The 26584-nt window shown below is 65.0% G+C and carries 28 protein-coding genes; 12 read left to right on the top strand and 16 right to left on the bottom strand.

The genetic code is table 11. The annotated features are described in order from the left end of the window. Positions 1-12: 12 nt before the first annotated feature. From NG900_RS05620 to NG900_RS05580, 9 genes are all read right to left on the bottom strand, one after another. Positions 13-954 (bottom strand): acetaldehyde dehydrogenase (acetylating), encoded by a 942-nt coding sequence (locus tag NG900_RS05620; RefSeq protein ID WP_252677684.1) that lies wholly within the window; start codon positions 952-954, stop codon positions 13-15. Then, positions 951-1772 carry a 2-keto-4-pentenoate hydratase gene (mhpD, locus tag NG900_RS05615; RefSeq protein ID WP_252677682.1) on the bottom strand — a complete coding sequence of 274 codons (822 nt, stop codon included), beginning with the start codon at positions 1770-1772 and terminating at the stop codon, positions 951-953. Before mhpD ends, NG900_RS05620 begins: the two co-directional genes overlap by 4 nt. Then, positions 1769-3259: a 2-hydroxymuconic semialdehyde dehydrogenase gene (locus NG900_RS05610; RefSeq protein WP_252677680.1), complete on the bottom strand. Its 1491-nt coding sequence runs from the start codon at positions 3257-3259 to the stop codon at positions 1769-1771. Before NG900_RS05610 ends, mhpD begins: the two co-directional genes overlap by 4 nt. 127 nt (positions 3260-3386) lie before the next feature. Next, complete coding sequence (locus NG900_RS05605) at positions 3387-4364, bottom strand: LysR substrate-binding domain-containing protein (RefSeq protein WP_252677678.1); 978 nt, start codon at positions 4362-4364, stop codon at positions 3387-3389. A gap of 72 nt (positions 4365-4436) precedes the next feature. Then, positions 4437-5288 (bottom strand): ABC transporter ATP-binding protein, encoded by an 852-nt coding sequence (locus tag NG900_RS05600; RefSeq protein WP_252677676.1) that lies wholly within the window; start codon positions 5286-5288, stop codon positions 4437-4439. Next, positions 5288-6031, bottom strand: coding sequence for an ABC transporter permease (locus tag NG900_RS05595; RefSeq protein WP_252677675.1), 744 nt, complete (start codon positions 6029-6031; stop codon positions 5288-5290). Before NG900_RS05595 ends, NG900_RS05600 begins: the two co-directional genes overlap by 1 nt. Next, entirely contained in the window at positions 6028-6618 is a 591-nt protein-coding gene (locus NG900_RS05590; protein ID WP_252677673.1) for a VOC family protein, read from the bottom strand. Before NG900_RS05590 ends, NG900_RS05595 begins: the two co-directional genes overlap by 4 nt. A gap of 78 nt (positions 6619-6696) precedes the next feature. After that, positions 6697-7698 (bottom strand): ABC transporter substrate-binding protein, encoded by a 1002-nt coding sequence (locus NG900_RS05585; protein WP_252677671.1) that lies wholly within the window; start codon positions 7696-7698, stop codon positions 6697-6699. Between the two features lie 54 nt (positions 7699-7752). Beyond that, entirely contained in the window at positions 7753-8673 is a 921-nt protein-coding gene (locus tag NG900_RS05580; protein ID WP_252677669.1) for a fumarylacetoacetate hydrolase family protein, read from the bottom strand. Between the two features lie 248 nt (positions 8674-8921). Between NG900_RS05580 and NG900_RS05575 the strand changes: the two genes are divergently transcribed. Next, complete coding sequence (locus tag NG900_RS05575) at positions 8922-9584, top strand: GntR family transcriptional regulator (protein WP_252677667.1); 663 nt, start codon at positions 8922-8924, stop codon at positions 9582-9584. Positions 9585-9610: 26 nt separating this feature from the next. Here the strand turns inward: NG900_RS05575 and NG900_RS05570 are convergent, their stop codons facing one another. Continuing rightward, the gene (locus NG900_RS05570) at positions 9611-10534 is read right to left on the bottom strand and encodes a dihydrodipicolinate synthase family protein (protein ID WP_252677665.1); all 924 of its coding nucleotides are present in this window, start codon (positions 10532-10534) and stop codon (positions 9611-9613) included. A gap of 49 nt (positions 10535-10583) precedes the next feature. Then, a complete protein-coding gene (locus tag NG900_RS05565; protein ID WP_252677663.1) occupies positions 10584-11531 on the bottom strand; it encodes an alpha/beta hydrolase in 948 nt (315 codons plus the stop codon). 209 nt (positions 11532-11740) lie between these two features. Between NG900_RS05565 and NG900_RS05560 the strand changes: the two genes are divergently transcribed. The 6 genes from NG900_RS05560 (at position 11741) to NG900_RS05535 (ending at position 17707) form a co-directional block, all read left to right on the top strand. Then, positions 11741-12151 (top strand): VOC family protein, encoded by a 411-nt coding sequence (locus NG900_RS05560; RefSeq protein WP_252677661.1) that lies wholly within the window; start codon positions 11741-11743, stop codon positions 12149-12151. Continuing rightward, positions 12148-13092, top strand: a complete 945-nt coding sequence (locus tag NG900_RS05555) for a 2-hydroxyacid dehydrogenase (RefSeq protein ID WP_252677659.1) — start codon at positions 12148-12150, stop codon at positions 13090-13092. Before NG900_RS05560 ends, NG900_RS05555 begins: the two co-directional genes overlap by 4 nt. A gap of 71 nt (positions 13093-13163) precedes the next feature. Next, positions 13164-14183 (top strand): porin, encoded by a 1020-nt coding sequence (locus tag NG900_RS05550; protein WP_252677658.1) that lies wholly within the window; start codon positions 13164-13166, stop codon positions 14181-14183. A 232-nt stretch (positions 14184-14415) separates the two neighbouring features. Next, positions 14416-15456, top strand: a complete 1041-nt coding sequence (locus NG900_RS05545) for a porin (protein WP_252677656.1) — start codon at positions 14416-14418, stop codon at positions 15454-15456. 27 nt (positions 15457-15483) lie between these two features. Continuing rightward, positions 15484-17307, top strand: coding sequence for an LVIVD repeat-containing protein (locus NG900_RS05540; protein ID WP_252677654.1), 1824 nt, complete (start codon positions 15484-15486; stop codon positions 17305-17307). A 70-nt stretch (positions 17308-17377) separates the two neighbouring features. Then, the gene (locus tag NG900_RS05535) at positions 17378-17707 is read left to right on the top strand and encodes a c-type cytochrome (protein ID WP_252677652.1); all 330 of its coding nucleotides are present in this window, start codon (positions 17378-17380) and stop codon (positions 17705-17707) included. A 3-nt stretch (positions 17708-17710) separates the two neighbouring features. Here the strand turns inward: NG900_RS05535 and NG900_RS05530 are convergent, their stop codons facing one another. The 5 genes from NG900_RS05530 to NG900_RS05510 all read right to left on the bottom strand — a co-directional run bounded on the left by NG900_RS05530 (position 17711) and on the right by NG900_RS05510 (position 22516). Then, positions 17711-18274, bottom strand: a complete 564-nt coding sequence (locus NG900_RS05530; protein WP_252677644.1) for a DNA-3-methyladenine glycosylase I — start codon at positions 18272-18274, stop codon at positions 17711-17713. A gap of 10 nt (positions 18275-18284) precedes the next feature. Then, the gene (locus tag NG900_RS05525) at positions 18285-19256 is read right to left on the bottom strand and encodes a magnesium and cobalt transport protein CorA (protein WP_252677642.1); all 972 of its coding nucleotides are present in this window, start codon (positions 19254-19256) and stop codon (positions 18285-18287) included. A 27-nt stretch (positions 19257-19283) separates the two neighbouring features. Continuing rightward, positions 19284-19781: a MarR family winged helix-turn-helix transcriptional regulator gene (locus NG900_RS05520; protein WP_252677640.1), complete on the bottom strand. Its 498-nt coding sequence runs from the start codon at positions 19779-19781 to the stop codon at positions 19284-19286. Positions 19782-19852: 71 nt separating this feature from the next. Then, on the bottom strand, positions 19853-21445 hold the full coding sequence (locus NG900_RS05515) for an MFS transporter (protein ID WP_252677637.1): 1593 nt from the start codon (positions 21443-21445) through the stop codon (positions 19853-19855). Positions 21446-21595: 150 nt separating this feature from the next. Next, the gene (locus NG900_RS05510; RefSeq protein WP_252678458.1) at positions 21596-22516 is read right to left on the bottom strand and encodes a LysR family transcriptional regulator; all 921 of its coding nucleotides are present in this window, start codon (positions 22514-22516) and stop codon (positions 21596-21598) included. 81 nt (positions 22517-22597) lie between these two features. Between NG900_RS05510 and NG900_RS05505 the strand changes: the two genes are divergently transcribed. Genes NG900_RS05505 through aroE form a run of 5 tightly spaced genes read left to right on the top strand, consistent with a single transcriptional unit; the run spans position 22598 to position 26469 of the window. Beyond that, positions 22598-23566: a ketopantoate reductase family protein gene (locus tag NG900_RS05505; RefSeq protein WP_252677635.1), complete on the top strand. Its 969-nt coding sequence runs from the start codon at positions 22598-22600 to the stop codon at positions 23564-23566. After that, positions 23563-23955 carry a VOC family protein gene (locus NG900_RS05500; protein WP_252677633.1) on the top strand — a complete coding sequence of 131 codons (393 nt, stop codon included), beginning with the start codon at positions 23563-23565 and terminating at the stop codon, positions 23953-23955. The genes NG900_RS05505 and NG900_RS05500 overlap by 4 nt, the downstream gene beginning before the upstream one ends. A 2-nt stretch (positions 23956-23957) precedes the next feature. Next, entirely contained in the window at positions 23958-24416 is a 459-nt protein-coding gene (locus tag NG900_RS05495; RefSeq protein ID WP_252677626.1) for a MaoC family dehydratase, read from the top strand. After that, positions 24416-25627, top strand: a complete 1212-nt coding sequence (locus NG900_RS05490) for a CaiB/BaiF CoA transferase family protein (RefSeq protein WP_252677624.1) — start codon at positions 24416-24418, stop codon at positions 25625-25627. Before NG900_RS05495 ends, NG900_RS05490 begins: the two co-directional genes overlap by 1 nt. Before the next feature lie 8 nt (positions 25628-25635). Next, positions 25636-26469, top strand: a complete 834-nt coding sequence (gene aroE / locus NG900_RS05485) for a shikimate dehydrogenase (protein ID WP_252678450.1) — start codon at positions 25636-25638, stop codon at positions 26467-26469. Positions 26470-26584: the final 115 nt, after the last annotated feature.

Here is a 26584-nt window from a genome sequence, read left to right as displayed (position 1 = left end):
GTCGATCTCCGGTCAGGCTGCAACGCGGCTTGCCGCGATCTGCTCGGCCGCCGCCAGCGCCGCCGAGGTCATGATGTCGAGATTGCCCGCGTAAGACGGCAGGTAGTGCGCGGCGCCCTCCACCTCCAGGAACACGCTCACCTTCAGCCCAGCGCGGCGGTCGTTCGCGTGCAGCGCAAGCGGACCGGCAGCCGTGTAGCGGTCAAACTGCACGGCTTGCTTGAGGCGATAGCCCGGCACGTAGCTGGCGACGGCGGCCACCATGGCTTCAATCGAATCGGCAATGGCGGTGGTGTCAGCCTCTTCATCGGTCAGGCAATAGACGGTGTCGCGCATCATCAGCGGCGGCTCGGCCGGGTTCAGCACGATGATCGCCTTGCCGCGCGCGGCGCCACCCACGGTCTCGATGGCCTTGGAGGTGGTCTCCGTGAACTCGTCGATGTTGGCACGCGTGCCGGGCCCTGCGGAGCGGCTGGCGATGGACGCGACGATCTCCGCGTAGTGCACAGGCGCCACGCGTGAGACGGCATGCACGATGGGGATCGTTGCCTGGCCGCCACAGGTCACCATGTTCACGTTCGGTGCGTCCAGATGCTCGAACAGATTCACGACCGGTACGACAAAGGGGCCAATGGCCGCCGGTGTCAGGTCGATCACCTGCACACCGTGCTTGCGCAACACTTCTGCATGGTGCGCATGCGCGCCGGCCCAGGTGGCATCGAACGCGATGCGGATATCGCCAAAGTTGGGCATGGCGACCAACCCCTCGATACCTTGGGCGGTCGTCGGCACGCCGAGGCGCGCCGCACGTGCCAGTCCATCGGAGCTGGCATCGATGCCGACCATCGCGCCCATCTCCAGAAGCTGGGCATTGCGCAGCACCTTGATCATCAGATCAGTGCCGATATTGCCGGAGCCGATGATGGCAACGGCCTGCTTGTGATTGCCGTTCATTGCGCGGAATCCGGTTGGGTGGAGAAACAAGCGCTCACGCTGCCGAGGCCTTCGATATACGCGGTGAAGACATCGCCCGGCGCAACGGCGACCATCGGCCCCAATGCGCCCGTCAGCACGATGTCGCCCGCCTTGAGCGGCGCCCCAACGCGCGTCATGGTGTTGGCCAGCCACAGGGCGGCATGCAGCGGGTTGCCCAGGCACGCCGCGCCGGCACCCACGCTCACCTGGTCACCGCGGCGCTCCATCACCATGCCGCATTGGATGGCGTCAAACGCGTCGAGCTTGACCGGTCGGTTGCCGAGCACAAACAGGCCGCTGGAAGCGTTGTCGGCCACGGTATCGGTCAGGCGGATGTCCCAGTTGGCGATGCGGCTGCCGACGATCTCGATGGCGGGCAGTGCATAGCCGGTGGCGCGGATCAGGTCAGCAATGGTGTGGCGCTCGTGCGGCAGGTCGTGCTCCAGCACGAGCGCGATTTCGGCCTCCACCTTCGGCTGCAGCGTGCGCGACAGGGCGATCTCTTCACCATCGGCAATCGCCATATCGTCGAACAACATGCCGAAGTCAGGCTGGTCCACACCGAGTTGCGCCTGTACCGCTTTCGAGGTCAGGCCGATCTTGCGGCCGACCAGGCGACGGCCGCTGGCCAGCTTGCGCTCGGTGTTGACGCGCTGCACGGCGTATGCGGCTTCCAGCGGATCACCACCGAGTGCGGCAATGGCGTCGCGCACCGGCGCACACGGCGTACGCTCCTGCTCGGCCTGCCACAGCTGGTGGGCCAGGGCGATGGCCGCGTTCCTATCGATGGCGCTCATGCGACCCTCACGCAGACGTTGGTCAACTCGGAATAGAAGTCGAGCGAATGGCGTCCGCCTTCCCGGCCAATGCCGGAGAGCTTGGCACCGCCAAACGGCGTGCGCAGGTCGCGCACAAACCACGCGTTGACCCACACGATGCCCGTTTCGATCTGCTTGGCAACGCGGTGGCCGCGTGCGAGCTGGGTCGTCCAGATACTGGCAGCCAGGCCGTAGGCGCTGTCGTTGACGCGGCGGATCACCTCTTCCTCCGTGTCGAACGGGGCGATGTGGCACACAGGGCCGAAGATCTCTTCGGTTACGCAGCGTGCGGTGTCGGGCAGCCCGGTCCAGATGGTCGGCAGCACAAAGGCACCGTCATCGCGCGCGTCGCCAAACTGCGGCACCCCGCCGCCAGTGACGACCGTCGCGCCCTCTTCCACCGCCAAGCGGAAGTACGACAGCACCTTCTCGCGATGGCCGCGCGAGATGAGCGGGCCCATGGTCGTGGCGGGATCGTCCGGCGCACCGATGCACAGCTTCTCCGTGCGCGCCTTCAACGCGGCAACGAAGCGATCGAAGATCGGGCGCTCGACATACACGCGCTCGCTGCACAGGCATACCTGCCCGGCGTTGGTGAAGCTGGATTTGACGACACCATCCACAGCGGCATCGAAATCCGCATCGGCAAACACCACGGCAGCGTTCTTGCCGCCCAGCTCGAACGAGATTTCCTTCACGCCATCGGCCACGGTCTTCATGATCGTGCTGCCGGTGCGCGATTCGCCCGTGAAGGTGATGGCGCTGATGTCCGGATGGCGGGTGAGGAACTCCCCCGCTGCGTTCGGCCCGTGGCCGTGGATCAGGTTGAACACGCCAGGCGGCAAGCCCACGTCGTGCATCACCTCGGCCAGCAACGTGGCGGAGCCCGGGGTTTCTTCCGACGGCTTGGCCACCACGCAGTTGCCCATGGCCAGCGCCGGTGCCACCTTCCACGAGAAGAGCAGCAGCGGCAGGTTCCACGGCGAGATGATGCCGATCACGCCCAGCGGCTTGCGTCGCACGTAGTTGATGTACGCGCTGCCGTCCGGCGTGTGGGTTTCGAAGAATTCACTGTTGGCCGTGCGGATCAGGTCGGCAAACGTGCGGAAGTTGGCGATGCCGCGTGCCACGTCCAGCGTGCGGGCCTGCGTGAGCGGGCGGCCGGTATCGGCGACTTCGGCGGTGACGAATTCGTCGAACCTCGCCTGGATGCCGTCGGCAATGCGGTGCAGCCAGTCGGCGCGTTGGGCGGGGGTGGTGTCACGCCAGCCAGCCAGTTGCGCGGCACGCGCGGCGCGAACGGCCTGGTCCACGGTGGCCGCGTCGGCCTCGCATACCTGGGCGACTAGCGTGCCGTCGACTGGGCTGACATCGGCAAACGTCGTGGCGCTCGCCACGAACCCGCCGTTGATGTAGTGCCGTAAAAGCCGCGGCGTGCGTGCGGCGTCAGCCGGTTCCTGATTCACAACGTCTCCTGCGCTCGTTGAAGGTTTGGCAGGAGTCTAGGGACCCGCGGCAGAGAAGAACAATGAAACATTCGGCGCTGAGTATCCCAAACCGGAATACCAGCGCAAGCCTTGTCCCGCCTGGGTTTCAGGCCAGTGCGCCGGATTCGGGCGCGGCCGCCTGCGCGGCTTCCTGCAAGCATTCGATAAAGGCGCGGCACGCTGCGCTCTGCTCCTTGTGCGAGCGCAGCGAGAACCCCACGGTGCCGAACGCAGCCGTCTCCGGCAGGTCGAGAATGCGCAGCAGGCCCGCATCGGCAAACTGCCGGGCCGCCACGCGCGGCATCAACGCAATGCGGGGCGTTTCCAGCAGCAAACCGATGTTGGTCAGCAGCGAAAGCGATTCCACGATGTCGGTCGGCAACGGCAAGCCAGCGGAGCGGAACAGGTGCTCAGCCGCCAAGCGCGCGGGGGAATCCGGCGTCGGCAGAATCCACGGCGAGCCCGCCAGCTCCGACAGATGCGCCACTCGCTCGGGCAAGGCGCCATAGCCCTTGCCCACCACCGCGCACAGCGACTCATCGAACAACGCTTCGTGCGTCAGCGGAAACGCGCTCGCAATCGGCAACTCCCGTTCAGGCAGGCGGCCGACGACGATATCCAGATCGCCCGTCGCCAGCGCTGGAAACAGGTGTGCGGTCGTGCCTTCACGCACGGTGACCAACACATTGGGCGTGCGCGCCTTGAGCATGGCGATGGCGCGCGGCAACAACCGCGCCGATGCCGAGATCAACGTGCCGACGATCACATGCCCGCTGGTGCCGAGCCGGAAGTCGTTCAGCTCGTCGGTCATGTAACGCAGCTCGGCCATCAACGACTTTACGCGCCGGCCCAGCATCAGCCCCAGTTCCGTCGGCACCACCCCACGGTTGGAGCGCGAGAACAGCGCGCCGTCAAAGCATGACTCCAGTTCGTGGATGACCTTGGTCACCGCGGGCTGCGTCAGCCGCATCTCGTTGGCGGCGCGCACCACCGAGCGCGTTTCCAGCACGCGCTCGAAGATCATCAGTTGATTCAGTTTCAGCCGGCGGATCAGGGAGATCTCGCTGAGCGGATTGGCTTGCATGTCAGTTTGCATTCAGGGCGGGCGATGCCGGATCGTAGCAGCGGCCCGCCCCGATCAGAACCCGCAATCCAGTCAGAACACCCCCATCATGCGGGACAGTTCCGACACGTACTCGCCGTAGCGCGGGTCGCGCTTGATCTCGTCCGGCTGGCGGGGACGCGGCAGGTCGATCTTCACGTCGTGCTGCACCCGGCCGGGCCGTGGCGACATCACCAGCACGCGGTCCGACAGGAACACCGCCTCGTGAATGCTGTGCGTGACCAGCAGCACGGTCAACGTGCTCTGCTGCCAGATGCGCAGCAGCTCGACGTTGAGCTTGTCGCGCGTGAGCGCATCCAACGCACCGAACGGCTCGTCCATCAGCATCACACGCGGCTCCAGCAGCAGGATCTGGCCGATGGCCGCGCGCTGACGCATGCCTCCCGACAGCTCGTGCGGATAGCGGTCGACAAACTGCGTGAGGCCTAGCGTATCGAGCAGGCCCGGCAGGCGCGCCTCGGTCTTCACGCTCGGCAGATTGCGCAGCTTGGCGCCCAGGCGGATGTTGTCGCCCACGGTAAGCCAGGGCAGCATGTTGCTGGTCTGGAACACCACGCCGATCTCGGGGACGGGCGCGTTGATCGACCGGCCGTCGACGCGGATCTCGCCCGCGTCGCACGCCACAAGCCCCGACACCATGCGCAGCAGCGTGCTCTTGCCGCAGCCGCTCGGCCCCAGGATGGAGACGAACTCGCGCTGCCGCACCTGCATCGATACGTCTTCCAGCGCATTGAATGCAGCAGCGCCACCGCGCGCAGCAAACCGCTTGCCGACGTTGTCGACATCGATCATCACGCGAGCTTCCGTATCCTGCGGGGCCGGATTGGCGGCAGCAAGCACTGCGGTTTCGCGCGGCACAGCGCGCGACAGATTGACGATTGCCATCAGACCGTGACTCCTCTCCACCAGACAGCACGCGAGACCCAATCGACCACGGCGTAGAACACCATGGCCAGCGCCGTCACCATCAGGATGGCCGCAAAGCACAGCGGCGTTTGCGCATTCGACGTTGCGAACACGATCAGATGCCCAAGCCCCGACTCCGAGCCGATGAACTCGCCCACGATCGCGCCGATCACCGCGAGCGGCATGGCGATCTTCAGGCCGTCCATCAAGGCGGGCATGGCGGCGGGCAGACGCAGGTGCCAGAACGTGCGCGAAGCCGATGCGCCGAGCGCGCGGAAATGCTCGTCCAGGTTCTGCGGCACACCAGCCAGCCCGCCCATGGTGGCCACCACAATCGGGAAGAACGCAAACAACACCGCCGCCGCCAGCTTGGAGGCAAACCCGTAGCCAAACCAGACGATCAGCAACGGTGCCAGCGCGATCTTGGGCATGCTCTGCAGAGCCGTCACGAGCGGGAACAGCGTGCGCCGCGCGATGGCCGATGCACTGGCCAGCAACCCCAGCGCAAGACCGCTCACCAGCGCGAGCATGAAGCCTGCAAAAACTTCACCCGCCGTGGTGGCGGTATCGCTCAGCAGTTGTGCGCGCATCTCCCACCCCGCAGCCAGCACGGACGACAGCGATGGCCATACATACTCCGGCGCACCGCTCCAGCGCACGCCAAACTCCCACACCAGCCCGACGACGATCCAGAACGCGGCGGTTTCGAGCACGCGCTTCATGACTTGTCTCCAGGATGCTCTTTGTCGGCTGGCTCCGCCTTGGGTGCCGATGCGCCCGACTTTTGCGCAACAAGATGCGGCGGCGGCGGCACGACAAAGCGCTCGAAGCGGTACTGGTCGAACGATTCGATACTGCGCTCCCACACCTGGGCCTCGCGGGGGTCACGCTCGCCAATCTGCTCCATGTTGCAGTAGACCTCGACGTTGTTGCCGTCCGGGTCCTTGAAGACGAGGAAGTAGTTGTCGCCCGGGCCGTGACGGCCGATGCCGCGCACAATCTCCACGCCGTGCTCCTGCAACACCTTGACCGAGCGCTCCATCTCTTCAACGCTGTCGATCAGGTAGGAGAAGTGCTCCAGCCCCGGACGCGAGTAGCGCGGCAGGTCGTTGAAGTCGGGCGAATCTTTCGGCAGCTGGGACAGCGCCAGGTCGTGGTGGTCGGTGCCGGCGCGCAGGAAGACCATCTGGTCGCCGATCCAGTCCGAGACCTTCAGGCCCAGGACTTCGGTATAGAACTTGGCCGAGCGCTGGATGTCCCGCACCATCAAAACCATGTGTCCAAGCCGCTTGGGACGCAAGCTGTTCATGTGTCTCACTCCAATGTGCCCGTGCATGGCGGGCGGGTTGGGCCGCAGCCCCGAATTTGTTCCACGCCTACTCAGCAATCATTCGACGAAGCGGTTGGTGTACAGGTCGGCGGCCTTCACCTTGCCACCCAGATCAAACGCGCGCGACAGGAAATCGACCGTCGCGTTGATGCGTTCAGGCCGCAGCCAGCCGATCTTGTGCTTGGCCGGTTCGTCGGAGATCAGTTTGTTGGTTTCCGCAATCTGCTCTTGCAGGATGGCGCGATCGAGCAGCGGCTGCTGCGCGACGATCGCGTCCGCCGCGGCCTTGGGCTGATCACGCATGAAGGCGTAGCCGCGGTACGTGGCCTCGACAAAACGCTTGACTACATCCGGATGCTGCGCGATGTAGCGGTCGGTCGTGACAATGCCGCTGCCCATCATGTCCAGGCCGAAATCGCGGTAGTACACCTTGCCCAGCTTCTGGCCCGCCCGCTGTGCGAACGCCTGCTGCACGGGCAGGCTCGCGCCCTCCCAGCATTCCGACAGGTCGATGCGCTTTTGCAGCAGCGCGGTGTTGATCACCGCCGGGTCCAGTCGCACCAGCTTGATCGCGTCGGGCGCCATGCCGTTCTGCTTGAGCCAGGCCGGCACGATGTTCTGCACCGCCGATGCACCGCCGCCGCCCAGCGTCATGCCGGCCAGGTCCTTCAGAGAAGTCACCTTGAAGCCAGGCCGCTCCACGTAACACATGGCACCCGGCCAGCGCGTGTTGATTGCGCCCACCATCACCGTGCGGCCGCCGTGGGCGCGGTTCAGCGTCACGCTCACGGGGTCGCCGTAGCCGAACTCGAAGAGCCCGGCGTCGACCTCGTTGACCGTGCGTTGGCCGCCGTAGCCGCGCATGACGGTCACGTCCAGGCCGGCTTCCTTGTAGTAGCCCTTGGCCTGGGCGAGCAGAATGCCGCCCGTGCTGCCCTGGGGCAGCCATGCCAGGTTGACGCGCACGGCGTCGGCCGCATGCGCGACTGGCATCGACCCAACCCCAAGCCCCGCCGCAAGCACCAGCCCGCGGACCAGGGCACTTACCCGCTCCAGCATGTCTCCTCCGTCAAGATGTGGTCTGGCCGGACCGCACTGCGTGCGTGATGGGCATTACCCCTGCACCAGCGGATTCTCGATCGAACCGATGCCGTCAATGGACGCCACCATCACGTCGCCCGGCTTCAGGTAGATGCCGCGGCCCATGCCGACCCCCGTCGGCGTGCCCGTCGCAATCACGTCGCCCGGCTGCAGCGTCAGGATCGACGACAGATAGTGAATCTGCTCGGCCACGCTGAAGATCATCTCCGACGTGTTGCCGTCCTGCATGGTCTCGCCGTTGACGGTCAGCCGCATGCGCAGGTTCTGCGGTTCGGCAATGCACGCACGGGGCACCAGCCACGGCCCCAGGGGCCCGAAGGTATCGAAACTCTTGCCGCGAAACCAGTCGTGTTTGAACGGATAGTCCGTCCGGCGGTTGAGATCGCGCGCGCTCACGTCGTTCAGCACCGTGTAGCCGGCCACGTAATCCAGCGCATCTTCAAGGGCAATATGCCGACCCGGCTTGCCGATCACCACGGCCAGTTCCACCTCCCAATCCACACGTTCGGCCTGCGGCGGAATGCGCACTTCAGCCAATGTCGGCACCACGCTGGTTTCGGCCTTCATGAACATGTAGGGCGTGCTTTCCTCGCGCGGCGCCAGCTCGGTGCCCATCTCGCGGGCGTGCTCGTAATAGTTGGAAGCCGCGGCAAAGATGCGGCGCGGCGTGAACGGCACGCGCAGCCGGTAGCCGGTGAGCGGCTTGGCGTCGATGGTGCCCTCGGCAATGGCGCGTGCCGCCTCCTCGAATTGCTGCACGGTGGCCGCGCCGTTCTGGTCCCAGCCTCGGACCAAGCCGTCGACGTCTATCGGCGCGGCGTGTCCTGTCGCCGCTTTCAACGCGGTCTGCGCATCGTAAAGCGCGTCGCCAACGCTCAATCCGGCAGCAACGCGGCCATTCAATTCATAGCTTGCAATCCCGAACCTGATCACTTGTGTCCCCACTGTCGTGATGAGTGAATTTGTTTTGTATACATATATCAATCTATGTATTCAACATGTAACTAGCGTATACTCCCATTCCAGAAAAACCGGCAGACCATGGGCTCGCCCAGGCAAGCCGCTGATGCCAAAGACTGCGCGCGCAACGCATCGCATCGGGTTGCCCTTGGGGGCGGCTGGCGCATAATGCGACGCACATCTCTGCAGACGCCGTTGCGCTCAACCCCACCCTTGCCACGATGACGACGCTCTCTTCCAAAATCTATCGACTGCTGTGCGACGAGATCATCGACGGCACGCTTGAACCCGGTCAGAAGCTCGAAGAAGCGGCGCTGGCCGAGCGTTTCAATGCGTCGCGCACGCCCATCCGCGAGGCCCTGCGCGAGCTGGCCGTCCGCGGGCTGGTCGAGCTCACGCCGCGCAAGGGCGTGGTGGTCGCACAGTTCAGCATCGAAGAACTGGCCGACATGCTCGAAGCCATGTGCGAGCTTGAAGCGCTCTGCTGCCGCCTGAGCGCGCAACGCATGAGCGTGGTCGAGAAGAAGCAGCTCGAGGTGCTCCAGAGCGATATGAACGAGGCCATCGCGCGCGGTGACGAAGCCCTCTACTTCGAGCTCAACCGCGAGTTCCACGAGCTGATCTGCAAGGGCGCGCAGAGCAAGTCGCTGGCGTCGATCATTGCGGTGCAGCGCCAGCGCCTGGCGGGCTTCCGCGCCGCGCAGCCGGCAACGCCGTCGCGCTTCGAAGCCGCTACCGACGAGCACCGCGAGATCGTCTCCGCCATCCTGGCCGCCGATCCGGAACGCGCCTACAACGCGATGCGCGACCACACCGCGCGGCTGTCGATCGTCGTGCTGGGCCGCCTGAAGAAGCAGCAGCACGGCAATCGCGCCAGCGCCTGAGGCCACCTCCGACCGGCACATCACGCTCATGCCGTCACCTGCTCTGCCGGCGGCATCGAGAACCCCAACGCATCGAGCTGCGCCAGCAGCGCACTTGCCTGTTCTGCACTGAACGCCGTCAGCGGCGGGCGCACGCGGGCCCAGCCGGCGTGCAGCATGTGATGCGCCACCACGGCCTTGAGCGCTGGAATCATCGGCAGCGCCTGCACGATCGTGCGCAACGCCGTCACCTTGTTTTCCCACACGGCACGGTCTTCGGCCGTGGTCGCCGCCAGCAGGCGGGCAATCGCATGCGGCTGCAGGTTGGCCGTGGCTGAAATGCAGCCCGCCGCGCCCAGCGGCAGTGCCTTGCCGAGCAACGCTTCGGATGCAGGAAACACGGCAAAGCCAGGAAAGCGCTTGAGCATGGCCTCGGTATTCGCCCAATCGCCTGAACTGTCCTTGATGCCGACCACGGTGTTCGGGTAAGCGGCGATCAGGCGCTCGATCAGCGCATGCGAGATCGGCACGCCTGTGAACTGCGGGATGTGATACAGCAGCACCCGCAGCGTGTCCGACCCCACAGCCTGGATGACCTCGGAGTAATACGCAAACAGGCCGTCGTCGCTCACGCCCTGGTAGTAGAACGGCGGCAGCATGAGCACGCCCGCGCAATGGGCTGCCGCCGCATGGCGCGTCAGTTCAATCGCCTCGGTGATGGCGCAGGCGCCGGTGCCCGGCAGCAGTTGCGCGGGGTCGATGTCGGCGTCGAGCACCGCATCGAGCACCGCGCGGCGTTCGGCCAGGCTCAGCGAGTTGGCCTCGCTGTTGGTACCGAACACGGCCAGCCCCGCGCCCTGCTCGACCACCCAGCGGCAGAACGCGACAAAACGCGGCGTATCGACGCTCAGATCAGGACGGAACGGCGTGACGACGGGCACGAACACGCGCGGCTTGCCAAATGCGGACATGCGGATCTCCTGTTTTCTTTTCCTGTTGGATGAACGGAACGGCAAGCCCTCAGGCGCGGAAGAAATCGAGCATCGCGTCGCCGAGCAGCGTCTCGCCGGAATCGAAATGCGCGACCACCGAGGTGTGGTTGTGCCGGAGCATCTGCACGAAGCGCGGCGCCCGCGCAGGGCGGCCCGTGCGCTGGCGTGCCTGGGCTACGCGCTCGAAGAAGGCCGCGCCATAAGCGTCGAGATACGGGTTTTCGTGTTCGGCCACGACCACCATCAGCGGCACGTCGATGCGCTCTGCATGGGCGAGCGGTGAGCGCTCTTCATACAAGGCAGCGTCATCCCCGAAATACGCACGCACGCCGGCTGCGTTGGGGTTGTCGGGCAGCACGTCGGCAACCACGCGGGCGCTGATCAGCACCGCACCTGCCACCGGCACGCTGCGCCGCGCAGCCAATACCGGATCGGCGAGGTACGTGGCGACATGCGCTCCACCCGCCGAGTGCCCGACCAGGAAGATCCGCTGCGGATTGCCACCCAGCCCAGCGGCATGCGTGCGCACCCAGTCGAGCGCGGCCGCAACATCCTCCGCCCCGGCGGGATACGGCGCCTGCGGTGCCAGCCGGTATTCCACGTTGATCGCCACGCACCCCTGCCGCGCAAACCAGCGCGACACGTTGTCGTAGATCAGCCCGTTGAAGCTCTTGCTGCCGCGCAAAAACGCGCCGCCGTGCACGAACACCACCACATCAGCCTGGCCCGCCTCGCGCGTTGCGGTGTGAACGAAGACGTCCAGTCGCTGGCGCTCGTCCGGCCCGTAGGGCTGGTCACGCTGCACTTCACAGGCGTCCGCCACGTCATTGGCCGCCGCCGCCACCAGCGGCGTATAGGCCGCGATCACCAGATCGCGGTGCGCGTTGATATCACGCCCCCATACCGCGCCGATCTGCGCAAAGCGCTGCCTGAGCTCGGCGGAAAGATTGCCGAGCGGTTCCTGCAAAGCGTGCATCCAAGGCCTCCTGCGTGACATCCGAAGCGAAGTCCACCGGCTGGGGATTTCTCTCGAACGGCGATTGAGGCTTATTCTGGTATATAAATTCTGTTTTGTGTATACACGATGTGTAAGTAGTATACCCAATGAATGAGCCGCCGAACTTGCGGCACAGTCGCGACACCTTCCATCCCGTCGCACGCCGACCCCGCATTGAGGACACCCATATGGACAAACTTCGCCATATCGCGCTTTCCGTTGAAGACCCGGAAGCCGCCGCCCAATTCTTTGAGAAAGCCTTCGGCATGCGCCGCGCCGGCAACGCCATGCGCGGCATCTACATGACGGACGGCACGATGAACGTCGCGCTGCTCAACTTCAAGGACGAGACCGTACCGGGCTACGCCGGCCTGAAAGACGTGCGCGGCGTGATCCACTTCGGCATGTGGGTCGACAGCGTGGAAGAGACGGCCGCGCGTGTCGTGGCCGCAGGCGGCACCTACCTGACCGGGCGCCACGAGAAAGACCCGAACGTGTTCTACGAGGTGAAGTACCGCATGCCCGACGGCACCGTCTTCGACATCACCGAGAACGGCTGGAAAGGCGCGGTGAAAGACGTGGCGCCCGCACAGTCATGAGCAAGCTGGCGCCGCCCGCGGTGCTCGCCCTGATCGCGTTGCCGGAATCGACGCTCGCGGCATTGCGCAAGCAGTACACGCTGCACCACTACCCCGACGGCATGCCGCGCGATGTGCCGGACGCCGCCACAATCCGGGCCGTCGTCACCAATGGTTCGACGGGCTTGTCCGATGCGCAGATGACGCAGTTGCCAGCATTGGAGATCGTCTGCGCGTTTGGTGCCGGGTATGAAAACGTCGACATGAAAACAGCAGCGCAGCGCGGCATCGTCGTCACGCATGCGCCGGGCACCAATGCCGACACGGTGGCCGACCATGCGTTCGGCATGCTGCTGGCCTTGGCGCGAGGCTATGCGCCGCTCACCGCCGCCGTGCAGCAGGGCCGGTGGCAGCAGTCGCGCCAGGCCCGACCCACGCTGACCGGCGCCACGCTCGGCATTGTCGGCATGGGCCGCATCGGCAGGCTGATTGCCGCCCGCGCGCAAGGCTTTGCAATGACGATCGGCTATCACGGTCGCCGCCCGCAGCGCGATGCGCCGGGCCAGTACTACGCCAGCGCAACGGCACTGGCCGCTGTGAGCGACTTCCTCGTCATCGCCTGCAACGGCGGCCCCGAGACGCGGCATCTGGTCGATCGCCCCGTGCTGCAGGCGCTCGGCAAATCGGGCTACGTCGTGAACGTGTCGCGCGGTTCGGTGCTGGATACCCGCGCGCTGCTCGATGCCTTGGATGCCGGGGAGATTGCCGGCGTAGGGCTCGACGTCATCGAGAACGAGCCGGAGGTGCCCGCCGCGCTCTTCGGCCACCGGGACGTCCTGATCACGCCGCACATGGCCGGCCGTTCGCCCGCGTCGTGGCTGGCGCAACGGGATGCGCTGCTCGCCAGCCTGTCTCAGCACTTCGCGCGCGCCCGCGTGGAGCTCGCAATACCCAGCGCCTGAAAGCCGCCGGCGCGGCCAGCGCGAAAGCCGGCTGCGCCTTCCCGCCCACTCCCAAACCCTGGGGGATCTTCATGCACGCTCGCTCGTTGCCTGCGCTGGCCCTTTGCGTGGCCAGCCTGTCCGTGTCGCACTGCGCCCCGGCGCAAACCTCTGTCACGCTGTACGGCCTGGTTGGACTCGACATGGCGAGCTCCAAGCGCAGTGGCGGCCCACCCGCCACGCTGATGCAGCAGGCTCCTGGCCTGACCGCGCCCTACTGGGGCATCAAGACCACCGAAGACCTGGGCGGCGGCACCCGTGCCATCGCCGTGCTGGAAAGCTTCTTCCAGCCCGACACCGGCGGTACCGGCCGCACCTCGGCCGACCCGTTCTGGGGCCGCAACAGCTATGTCGGCCTGGAGGGCAATTTCGGCAAGCTGACGTTCGGGCGGCATACCAACCTGATGTATCTGGGCGAGCAGACGCTGAACCCGTTCCAGGCGTCGATCCTGTTCTCGCCGCTGGTGATGCAGACGTTTGTCGCGTCATACGGCGGCGCCACCGCAGGCGACACGGTGTGGAACGACGGCATCCAGTACAGCACACCCAGCCTCAACGGCCTGAAAGCGACGGCCGTGTATGCGCTGGGCGGCAAACCCGGCATGTCGGGCATGTACAACGCTGCCGCATCGCTGCATTACACGGCGGGGCCGTTCACTGCCGTCGCAACCGTGCAACGCAACCGGATCGTCGCGGGGACACCCGCGCCCAGCCAGGACGCCTACCTGGCCGGCGCCACCTACGACTTTGCCTGGCTGAAGCTGTATGGCGCCGTCCAGGGCACGCGCACCAACGCCACCGATATCGGCTCGCACACCTATGAGGTGGGTGCGTCCGTGCCCCTGACCGCGCAGCTGTCGCTCTTGGGCGAATGGGCCAACACGCGCCGTACTGCGCCGCACGGCGTCTCCAGCACGCGCAATACGGCTGCGGCGGGGCTCGACTACGCGTTCTCCAAGCGCACGGACGTCTATGCCGTGGCGCTCTACGACCGGCAAAGCGGTTCTTCCACGGCAATGACGTATGCCGTGGGCATCCGGCATCTGTTCTGACGCGCGCTGGCTATCCGGGTGAACCCGCTATAACCAAATCGCCGTTTTGTATAAAAAAATAAAGCTCTAAATTCAAATGAATCTCTACGTATAATTTTTTCCAGTCTGTGTATACACAAACGCAGACAGGTAGGGCCTTAGAGCCGGCCACGCCAGCACAAGGCGGACAGCACGATCTGCCGCTGCACGCGCCGCCCTCCCTGCAGTAAAAACACAAGAACTCGGAGACCCAATGAAAAGGAACCTCATCGCCGCCGGCGCCCTGCTGTGCGTGTGCGCCACGGCGCAGGCTGACTCGCGTGTCCGGCTGTCGGGCTACGTCGACCTGAACATCTCGCACCTGATCTCGTCCGGCAACGGCACGACCACGCGCCTGTCCAGCGGCGGGCTGAACAACTCGCGCTTCAACATCAGTGGCGTGGAAGACCTGGGCGACGGCAACCGCGCCGTGTTCACGATCGAGCCGATGTTCACGGCAGACGACGGCAAGCAAGCGACGCAGTTCCGCCAATCCTTCGTGGGTCTGAAGAGTGACAAGTATGGGGAGATCACGCTGGGCCGCCAGTTCACGCCGTCGTACTGGATTGCCGGCTATGCCGACCCGAGCTGGGCGGCGGACTTCAGCATGGTCAACAACATGGAGTTCTTCTACGCGTCGTACCGCGTGGACAACGCCATCCAGTACAAGACGCCCACCTTCTACAACTTCACCGGCCGCGTCATGTATGCCACCGGTCTGGAAGACACCACGCGCGCCGGGCGCTTCCTGAGCACGAGCCTGGAATACCGCAACGGCCCGATCTTCCTGGGCGCGGTGAGCGAACTGCAATACACGCGCGACATCTTCAACAGCGGGCGCATCAACTCGTCGCGCGACAACTACTTTTCGGCCGTCTACAAGATCGGCGGCTTCGAGCCCACGGCCATCTTCCACACCTACAACGGCTACTACGCCTACCCGCCGTACGTTGCGTTCAACTCGCGCGGCTGGGATGCGCAGCTCGGTGCACGCTGGAACATCGACGGCCGCAGCCGCGTCTACGCCAGCGCCGTGTACCGCCACGACGACAACAACGTGAAGGTCTCCAACGCCGTGGGCTTCGTGGCCGGCTACATCTACGGGCTGTCCAAGCGGACCGACCTGTACGCGACGGTCGCGCACATCAAGCTCAAGAACAACGTGTCCGTCCCCTACCCGGTGACGTGGCAGGCCTACCCGAACGCCGGCCAGAGCCCGACCGGCTTCCAGGTCGGTATCCGACACGCATTCTGATCCGTCTTCATTTTCAGGAGGAACCCCATGCTTCGATCGCGACATCAGCGTCTGCAAACCGCCCTGACCCAGGGTGCGACGCTCGCGTTCATCCTTGCCACGGCCTCGTCGCTGGTGACGGCGTCCGAGCCGCCGGCCCCTGCCGCACATGGCGAGGCGACTGCCAGCCAGGCGCCCGCAGCCGCCCCGTCTGGCACGCCCGGCACCCCCAACGTCAAAGACCCGTACCTGGCCGGCTGGCTGCGCCTGACGCCCGACCGCAAACCGGCGCCGCTCAAAGCCGGCGTCGACTACGGCATGGACCCGGCCACCGGCAAGTTCATCTGGCCGAAGGCCTCGCCGGAAGTGCACGAAGGCAAGCGCTTCCCCGGTGAAATGACCACCTGGGACAAAAAGAGCTACGCCAAGAACGTGAAAGTGCTGGCGTTCTATCCGGGCGTCGGCTCCCCCTTCCACGCGTGGAACAACATCGTCGACTTCCAGGGCAAGCGTTACCTCTACATCCACGACCGCGACTACCTGCGCATCATGGATGTGACCGACCCGGCCAACGGCAAGGTCGTGTTCTCCAAGGGCGGCGTGTGGGGCCCGAAGGGTTCGAGCGAGAAGTACAACCCGAACACCGTGCAGGACTACCTGGGCGGCGCCACGATTGCGTGGAGCAAGAAGCTCGGCAAGCCGGTGCTGGTGGCCTCGTTCGAGATCGGGCGCTATGGCCTGATGACCGAGAAGATCGATCAGCCAGACAAGGTGGCCGCCCAGCGCAACTACAACTCGCTCAAGGGCTTCAAGGTGTTCGAGATGGACGGCCCGCTGCCCGACCAGTGGAAGCTGCTCGCCACCCGCACGACCGACTACCAGCACCCCGATGCACCGATCGGCCAGCAGCAGGGCTCGGGTTCGCTGGATGCGCCCGAGTACTACGGTGGCAAGTACATGATCCTGTCTTCCGCACCAGACGACAGCTATGCGCTGACCGAGTACCCGAACTATCTGTATTCACCGGGCTACCAGGTGTGGGACATGTCCGACCCGGCCGACCCGAAGTTCGTCTCGCAGATTGCCGTGCCGGGCCAGATCCTGGGCAATGCCGAACATGAGCAGGCCTACTTGATGAACCCGCGCGCCGGCAACCGCACGTCGTGGATGGGCTCGCGCAATCCGATCTTCCTGCCCAAGCCGCTGGAAGCCGGCGGCAAGATCGGCTTCGGCGCGATGGGCGGCCTAGGGCTGTATTCGTTCGACCTGTCGGACCCGGCCAAGCCGAAGCTGCTCAGCAACGTGAACACGCCACCGAGCTTTGCCGGTACCGAATACGACAACGCCGACGTGAGCCAATACGCGCGCACCGGCTACGTGTTCACCAACGGCTATCCGATGAACCGCGATTGCTACGAGCCGTACAAGGACATCTTCGTGGTCGACGCGCGCGACCCGAAGCACCTGAAGATCGCGACCAAGCTGCCGGAGCCGGAGATCCCGCCAGGCGCGCCGTTCACCAGCTTCTGCCAGCGCGGCGGCAACTACGGCCCGAAACGTGCCAACGCCATCGGCCAGCCGGGCGGCTGGAAACAGGGCGTGGTGCCGTATTCGTTCTACAACGCGGGCGTGCAGATCTATGACGTGAAGGACCCTGCGCACCCGTCCATCGCGGGCTACTTCATCCCTGCGCTGGCTGACGAGACGCAATTGCCGTCGTATACGCTGGGCAAGGGCGTGTTCGCGATCTACACCGAGTACGACCGCAACATCATCTGGGCCTTTACCGAAGACGGCGCCTACGCCCTGTCGACGCCGCTGCTGGGCGAGCCTGTGATGGGCGCACCTGCCAAACCCTGGCCGCATCGCTGATCAGCCTGTAGCCAATCCGGCGCCCGCCTGCGCAGGCTTGCAGCGGGCGCCTGCACAAGAACGGAATTCCATGACGTTGATGAAATCGGCAGTGCTCTCCATGTTTGCGGCGTTGTCCGGCATGCTGGTTGTGCCCGGGCACGCCGCCTCTTCTTCCAGCGAAGACACCTGCCGCGCGTGCCACGCGATGGACACGACCAAAGTCGGACCGCCGTTCCGCGCGATTGCCGAGCGTTACAAAACCGATCCGGACGCGATTGCGAAACTGAAGAAGAGCATGCTCGAAGGCAGCAGCGGCAAATGGGGCGCCGGCACCATGCCGCCGAACGCGATCACGCCCGAAGAGGCAGACCAGTTCGCGCATTGGGTGATGCAGCTCAAGCCGGTTGCTGCCAAGTAAGCGCTATGACTTGCCGGCGCGAAAGCACCCGGCCTCGTGGTCATCAACCATGCCGGTGGCCTGCATGAAGGCGTAGCAGATGGTGGGGCCGACAAACTTGAAACCGCGCTTGACCAGCGCCTTGCTCATCGCCTTGGAGGCGTCGGTGGCGGCGGGCGCGTCGCGGTAGCTGTTCCAACGGTTGACGATGGTCTTGCCATCGACGAACGCCCACAGGAACGCATCGAGCGAACCCACTTCTTCCTGCAGCTCCAGCACCTTGCGTGCGTTGATGACGGCGCCTTCCACCTTGGCGCGGTTGCGCACGATGCCGGGGTCGGCGAGCAGCTTCTCAATACGCGCGGGCGTGAAGCGCGCCACGCGTGCCGCATCAAACCCCTCGAACACTTCCTGATAGCGTGCCCGCTTGCGCAGGATGGTCTGCCACGACAGGCCGGCCTGCGCCCCTTCGAGAATCAGCATCTCGTAGAGGCGGCGATCATCGTGCGAGGGCACGCCCCATTCGGTGTCGTGGTACGCAATCATCTGCGGGTCTTCACCCGCCCAGCAGCAGCGCGCCTTCGTCATCTCGTATCTCCTATATCCAGCCTGACTTGCGCAGCTTGCGGTAGAGCCAAACGCACGCGGTGGCCGTGCACGCGAGCACGATCGGATACCCCGCCGGGTGCTCCAGCTCCGGCATGCCCTTGAAGTTCATGCCGTAGTTGCTGAACACCACGGTCGGGATCGCCAGAATGGCGCCCCACCCTGCCAGACGTTTGACGATGTCGTTCTGCGTGACCGACACCAGCGCGACGTTCACGGAGATGGCCGTGGTCAGCATTTCTCGGATCACGTCGAGCGCGCCCACTACGCGATGCGCATGGTCGGCAATGTCACGGAAGTACGCGCGCAGCTCCTTGGGCACCACGTCTTCGTGCAGGCGCACGAGCTGGCCGGCAATGTCTTCCACCGGCAGCGCGGCATTGCGCAGCCGCAAGAGCTGGCGCTTGAGCGTATAGAGCCGCTCGATGGCCGCGCGGTCGAACGTGTCGCCAAAGATCTGGCTCTCGATCTGCTCGAACTCCTCCTGCATGCGATGGAGCACAGGCTGGTAGTTGTCGACCACGAAGTCCATCACCGCGTACAGCGCAAACGGGGCGCCCTTGGCCAGCAATTGCGGCGTGCGCTCGCAGCGCTCGCGCACCGGCGAATACGAGGCCGACGGCCCGTGCCGCACCGAGACGAGAAAATCCTTGCCGATGAACAGATGCGTCTCGCCAAAAACAACGTTGCCGTCTTCCATCTGCGCGGTGTTCAGCACGATGAATAGCGTGTCGCCGTAGGTCTCCAGCTTGGGGCGCTGATGCGCGTTGCGTGCGTCTTCGATGGCGAGGTCGTGCAGGTGGAATTCTTCCTGCACCTGCTTGAGCATGGCGTCGTCCGGCTCGTGCAGGCCGAGCCAGACAAACGAGCCCGGCGTGTGCAGCACATCGCTGATGGCCTCGACAGAAAGGTCACGTTCGCGCTTGCCGTTACGGTACAGCGCGCTGTTGATCACCATGGGCATGGCGTGTCTCCGGGCACAGTCAGCGCGTTAGCGGTCTTCGGGCTGATCGGCGCTTTTGATGTCAGGCGAGGCGGATGCAGTGGTTGCCGGCGCCGGCACTTCGGCCAGGCGTGCCTCGATCTGCGCGAGCGCTTCGGACAGCGCGTGGACGAGATCGTCGGGCAGCCCATCGAGCGTGGCGTTGATGAACGCGACGCGGCGCGGCATGCATTCGAGCACGACCGCCAGGCCGGCGTCGGAGAGCGACACGTTGGTCAGGCGGTTGTCGCGCGCGTCGGTGGTGCGTTCGATCCAGCCGAGCTGCTCGAGCACCTTGAGCTGGCGCGTCAGCGCGCCGGGGTCCATCCGCACGCGCTCGGCCAGCTGCTTCTGGGCGATGCCACCGCCGGTGTTGTCGTGCAGCGCGAGCAGGATGCGCCAGCGCGGCACCGGCTGGCCGACATGCGCCTCGAAGGCGGCCATGAAGGCACGGTAGGTGCGGCCAAACTGGTGCATGACGGCGAAGCGTTCGCGTTCAGAGGTCATCGATCACGGGCTGAGATTGCTGGGAAACCGCGCATCCTAACTGCTCCGGCTTGTTGGTGCCTATCCGGCGCCTACTCGGCATGTTGCACAGGCTCAACATGGTGCAGCACCACCGGCGGCACCCGGCGCACCCGCCACAGGCCGATCAGCGCCACCACCGTCGCCACGATCAGGCCGATATGGATGGCACTCACCAGCACATGCCGCGCGGCTTCGAGCAGCGCCACGCCATCGTGGCCCGCCGCATGCATCTGCGCGAGCACGGCGGCCTGCGCGTCATGATCGATGAGAATTTCGGGATCGGCAAGCTGGTGCAGCCATTGCTTGGCGTTGTCGGCGCTGAGCGCATTGGCCACGCCGGAGGCATAGCGCTCGCTCACCAGTGTGCCAACCAGCGCCGTGCCCACCATGCCGCCCACCATGCGCAGCGATTGCAGCAGCGCCGTGGCAATGCCCAGGTGCGCACGCCCGGCCGTCTGCTGGGCAAACACGGTCAGGTTGGGCAGCACGAAGCCGAGGCCGAGACCCGCCAGCAGCATCAGCAGCGTCAGCACCGCATGCGGCATACCCTTGGACGACATCGCCATGCCGGCCACCGCCACCGTCAGCAGCGCAAACCCGGCATACAGCATGGCGTTGGGCTTCGGAATGCGCGTGACGATGCGCCCGTTGATGATGCTGCCCAGCGTGATGCACACAACGAGCGGCGTGATGACCAGCCCCGCCTCCTGCGGCGACATGCCGAACCCGCCCTGGAACAGCAGCGGCGCATAGAACAGCACCGCAAACATCGAAAACCCCGACAGCAGCGCCAGCATGAACAGCGCCGCCAATGACGGATTGCGCAGCATGTCGAACGGCAGCAGCGGCTGTTCAGCGCGTTGCTCCCACCACCACAGTGCAACGAACGCCGCACCAGACAGCACCAGCCAACCCACCATCGCCAGCGACATGCCGTGACGCGGCAGCCACTCAACGAACAGCTGTAGCGCACCCAGCGCCACCGTAATCAGCACTGCGCCCTGCCAGTCCAGCCGGATCCGCCCCGTGTGCAGGTTCTGGCGCAAATGCGGCAGGAAACGCCACGCAAACCACAGCCCCAACACACCAAACGGAATATTCACGTAGAACACCGAGCGCCAGCCGAACGCCTGCGTCATCCAGCCGCCCAGCGTCGGGCCGATGGCGTTGGCGATCCCGAACGAGGCACTCAGCATGACCTGCCAGCGCAAACGTACACGTGCATCGGGAAACAGGTCGGGAATACAGGCATACGCGGTGCCGACCAACATACCGCCACCGATACCCTGCAGCGCCCGCGACCACACCAGGAACCCCATACTGCCCGCCATGCCGCACATGACCGACGCCAGCGTGAACACCACGATGGATGCAATCACGAACGGCTTGCGCCCATAGAAATCACCCAGGCGCCCGAAGATCGGCACCGTCACCACCGAGGTCAGCAGATACGACGTCGCCACCCACGCATACAGCTCGAAGCCCTTAAGCTCGGCCACCACCGTCGGCAGTGCAGTACCGACTACGGTCTGGTCGAATGCCACCAGAACCACGACAAAGCAAATACCGATCATCGCCAGCAGCGATTCCTTGAACGGCAAGACCTGGGTATGGGAGTGCGGGAGCGCAGTGTGGACGGCCATGGCGGAGGGGAGACAATACAAATGATACATCAACGATTGATGAGTCAACTAATAATTGTAGCCGAATCGGCGGGGCCGCGCTGACCTCGTGACCGGCCGCACGCGCACTCGCCGGAAACCAACCATCTGCATACCAAACCGAGCCTTCAACTAGCGCGCCGCGCCAAAAAGTTGACTGACCACGCCGCGCAGCCAACGGTTGCCTGCTTCATGGTGATACCTGGCATGCCAGTGCTGCCGCACGGCAAAGCCTTCCACGGGGAATGGGCACGCGCGCACGGCCAGGTCATTGGCCTTGGCGAGCGTTTCGCCGATGTGGCGGGGCAGCGTGGTGATCAGGTCGGTCGTTTGGATAATCGCGCCCAGCCCCAGGAAGCCCGGCAGCTCCAGCACGATCTGACGCTCGATGCGCTCGCGCGTCAGCGCCTGTTGGAGCAGTTGCGCCCCGGTACCCGCCGTGACCGCGACGTGCCCTTCCGCGCTGTATTGCTTCGCGCCAAACCGGGTGCGGATTCTCGGATGGTGGCGATTGGCCAGGCAGACCCAATCCTGCTCGTACAACTGCTGCTGATAGATGCTGCCGCTCAGCCAGGGCACGTAGCCAATCGCGAGGTCGGCTTCGCCGGATTCCAGCGTGCGTTCCGTATTGCCGTCAATTCTGGCGGCCTCCAAGCGGACACCGGGCGCCTGCGCGCGAACATGCGCCAGAAGACGCGGCAGCAGCGTGATATGGCTCGCATCGGTCATGCAGATACGAAACCGCCGCTGTGCCGTCGCGGGGTCGAACGCAATCTCCCAGGCAGCAAAACGCCTGAGCGATTCGAGGATCTCCCGGCACGGCCCGATCAGCGCGTCCGCCTGCGGCGTGGGTGCCATGCCGCCGGGCGTGCGAATGAACAGGGGATCCCGTATGTAGTCCCGTAGTTGCCCGAGCCAGATGCTGACCGTTGGCTGGCTCTGCCCAAGCTGCTCGGCAACACGGCTGACGTTGCGAACGTCGTACAGCAGGTCGAACAGTTGTAGCAGCTTCAGATCAGGCAGGTCGGCAAGCGCCCCAGCATTATTGTCCATAGCAATAACGATATTGTGATCATTGTATTGCCAGTATAAGGGTGGTCTCCTATCGTGCAACCACACGTAAAGGAGACGCCATTGAAGATTGCGATTCTGGGTGCCGGCGCACTGGGCTGCGCCATTGGGGCCACCCTCACTGAAGCCGGCCACGAGACCTGGCTGATTGGCCGCTCGCCGGCTCGCATCAATGCCATGCGAAGCGAAGGCCTGCGGGTGGACGATGCACAAGGCACACGACACATTCAGGTACGGGCGGCGACGCGCGCTGCAGAGGTGGGGGTCGCAGAGCTGGTGATCGTGCTGGTCAAATCATTCGAGACCGATGCCGCCATGCGCGGTGCCGTGGATCTGGTCGGCCCCGATACGCTGGTGCTGTCGCTGCAGAACGGCCTGGGGCACGAAGAGATCCTCGGCGACATCGTGGGCCGTGAACGCGTGCTGGCAGGCAAGACCTATGTTGGCGGGGTGATGCGGGGCCCCGCGCATATTCAATCGGGCGTGGTTGGCAAAGCCACCTACATCGGCGAACTGGATGGCCGTCTGACGCCCCGCGTGCAGGCCGTTGCGGAAGCCTTCAATGCCGCTGGGCTGGCGACCACGGTCACCGACAACATCGTCGGCACGATGTGGGACAAGCTCCTCGTCAACGTGGCCACTGGTGCGCTCACTGGCATCACCCGCCTGACCTACGGCCAGCTCTACGACGAACCGCTGCTCAAGGCGACCTCGCTTGCGGCCGTGGCCGAGGCGATTGCAGCGGCACAGGCCGCAGGCGTGAAGCTGTCGATGACGGACCCCGAACAGGCATGGACGCTCGCCGCCGAAGGCCTGCCGGCCGCATTCAAGACCTCGATGCTGCAAAGCCTGGAGAAAGGGACGATCACCGAGATCGATTTCATCAACGGTTCGGTTGTGCGTTGCGGGCAGCGGTACGGTGTGCCGACTCCCGTCAATGCCACGCTGGTCGCTTGCATCAAGGGGATCGAGCGCGCGATGGCGGACCAACTGGCTGACCAACAACGACAACACACGGAGACAACCGCATGAGCACGCCCAAGGCCTATGTGGAACACGTCGCCATCTGGGTGAAGGACATCCACTGGCACATTCGCTTTTTCGAAGAGGTGCTCGGCATGACCCTGCGCGAGATCGACGGCACGCGTGAAGCGCCCCGGCAATACTGGACGCTCGGTGGCCTGCAGTTCATCCATGCCCCCGAGTACGAAGGCCCCGAAGGCCGACTCGCCCACTTGGGCGTGATGTGCGAAGACCTGGAAGCCGCGCTGGCTCTCGCGCACGGCTTTGGCGTGACCGAAATGCCGCAGGGCCGCAACTGGTTGCGCTTGCCAGACGGCCTGGCGGTCGAACTCATTCAGGCCAAGCCTGCGTCGTGCGTGGCGCAGGCATTGGCAATCAACCCCCGTGCGCAGGCATAGATATGACGATCGTTGAAAAATACTGGGACGACGCCCAAGAGGGCGACACGTGCGTGAGCCCGAGCTACACCGTCACGAAAGAACGCATCCTCGCTTACGCCGACCTCACCGGCGACCACACGCCCGTGCATGTGGACGAGGCCTACGCCAATGCGAGCCACTTCGGCTGCATCGTCGCGCATGGCTTGTTCGGCTTGTCGATTGCGGACGGCCTGAAGACGCAGAGCGACTACCGCTTCCTGCCCGGCATGTCGCTCGGCTGGACGTGGGATTTCCTGCTGCCGATCAAGGTCAACGACGTCTTGCACGTGAAGTTCCGGGTCGGGGAGATGCGGGCGAGCAAGAGCCGTCCGGGCTGGGGCATCGTCGTGCTGCCCTCGGAGCTGATCAATCAAGATGGCCAGGTCGTGCAACGCGGTGAGCACCGCCTGATGGTGCCGCGCCGGCCGGGAGCGTTCTGATGCAGGCCCGCCCACTCGAAGGTATTCGCGTTGTCGACTACAGCCACTTCCTCGCCGGCCCCTATGTCGGCCGATGCCTGGCGGCGCTCGGCGCCGAAGTGATCAAAGTTGAGCGCCCCGGCACCGGCGATGCCGGCCGCCAGCACGCCACCGTGCTCGACGACCAGCAAAGCGGCTATTTCCTGCAGCTGAACATGGGCAAGCGCGGCGTGAGCGTCAATATGAAAGACCCTCGCGGCAAGGCGTTCATGCAACGGCTGTGCGACTCAGCGGATGTGTTCATCGAGAACTACCGGCCAGGCGCACTGGACAAGCTGGGGCTGGGCTACGCCGAGCTGTCGGCGCGCAATCCGGGCCTGGTCTATTGCTCCATCTCGGCCTATGGACATACCGGACCGGACGCACATCGGGCCGGTTTCGGGCTGATTGCCGAAGCCAAGAGCGGCATCATGCAAATGGTCGGCACGCCGGGCGAGCGGCCACCGCTGCTGCGCATCTCGCTCGGTGACATGTACACGGGCATCCACGCCGTGGCCGCCATCAACGCCGCGCTGCTGGGGCGCGTAAAGAGCCAGCGCGGGCAGCACATCGACATGGCGCTGTACGACACGCTGGTGTCGATGCACGAATACGCGGTGCAGTGCTACACCCTGCAGGGCGTGCTGCCCGAGCAGACCGGGCATGACATGCCCACCTCGACACTCTATGGCGTGTTCCGTGCGGCTGATGCCGATCTCGTGATTGCCGCGCAGGTCGATGATGCATGGAAGCGCTTCGCTGCACTGGTCGAAGCGCATGGCGGTCCGGCAGGCTTCGGCGCTGACAAGCGGTTCCATGACAGCGTCGGGCGCAACGCGCACCGGGCGGAGATTCTCTCTGTGGTCGAACCCTGGGTAGCGGCACGCCCCGTGGCATTGGTGCTGGAACTGCTGGATGGCATCGACGTTCCGTGCGCCAAGGTACAGCGCATCGACGAGGTGCTGGCCGATCCGCAGATTCATGCCCGCGGCATGGTCGTCGAGCAGCAGCATCCGCGCTATGGGACGTTGCGCCTGCCCAACCTGCCGTTCAAGTTTTCCGATTGCGATACGACCATCCGCGACGTCGCTCCCGACCTGGGCGAGCACAACGTTGAAATCGCGCGCACCCTGGGTTTCGATTCCGACGAGATCCAGGCGATGCAGGCCGATGGCGTTCTTTACTCGAAGTGAGCCCCATGATGACTGACCACTATGCGGTGATCGGCAACCCGATCTCACACACCAAATCTCCGCTCATTCATGGTCTTTTTGCGCAAGCGGCGCAACAAGACATGCAGTACACGGCCATCGAAGGGCCTGTCGAGCCGGACACAGCGTTCGCCGAAGTCGTACGTGCGTTCGCCGCCGACGGCGGCAAGGGCATGAACGTCACGGCGCCGTTCAAACTCAAGGCGTTTGCAATGGCCGACGAGCGCAGCGAGCGCGCCACGTTGGCCGGCGCTGCCAATGCACTGAAGTTTGAAGGCGGCCGCATCCTGTCGGAAAACTTCGACGGCATTGGGCTGGTGCGTGACATCGAGGTCAACCTGGGGCTGCCGATGGCCGGCAAGCGCGTGCTGCTGCTGGGTGCCGGTGGTGCGGCGCGTGGCGCCCTGCTACCGTTCCTGGCGGCGGGGCCAGCGCAGTTGGTCATCGCGAACCGCGACGTGGCAAAGGCGCAGGCACTGGCAGCCCAGGTTGCCGGGCGCGGCCCGGTCGTCGCTTGCGGGTATGCCGACCTAGAGGCGATGGGGCGCTTCGATCTGGTGGTCAATGCCACCTCCGCCAGCCTCACAGGCGATCTGCCGCCCGTTCCACCGAGCATCTTCCAACCCGATGGGCTGGCCTACGAACTGGCATATGGCAAGCGGCTGACACCGTTCCTGCGGCTCGCGCGCAACGCAGGTGTGCGCAACATCGCAGACGGCGTCGGCATGCTGGTCGAACAGGCCGCGGAAGCCTTCGTCTGGTGGCGTGGGCTACGCCCAGACACCCGCCCGGTCATCGATCAATTGACGGTGCCGCTCGACTGAGCACGCAGCGGAACGCCTCGACGAATACCACCGGTGCTGCGCGGCGCCAATCACAACGTTCCAGGCGTGCTCCGGAGCGGTACGGGACGATCACGGTGATGGTGTCGGAGGCGCA

This window comes from Ralstonia soli (assembly GCF_023955655.1).
Classification (GTDB): Bacteria; Pseudomonadota; Gammaproteobacteria; order Burkholderiales; family Burkholderiaceae; genus Ralstonia; species Ralstonia soli.
This window is presented reverse-complemented; position numbering and strand designations above follow the sequence as displayed.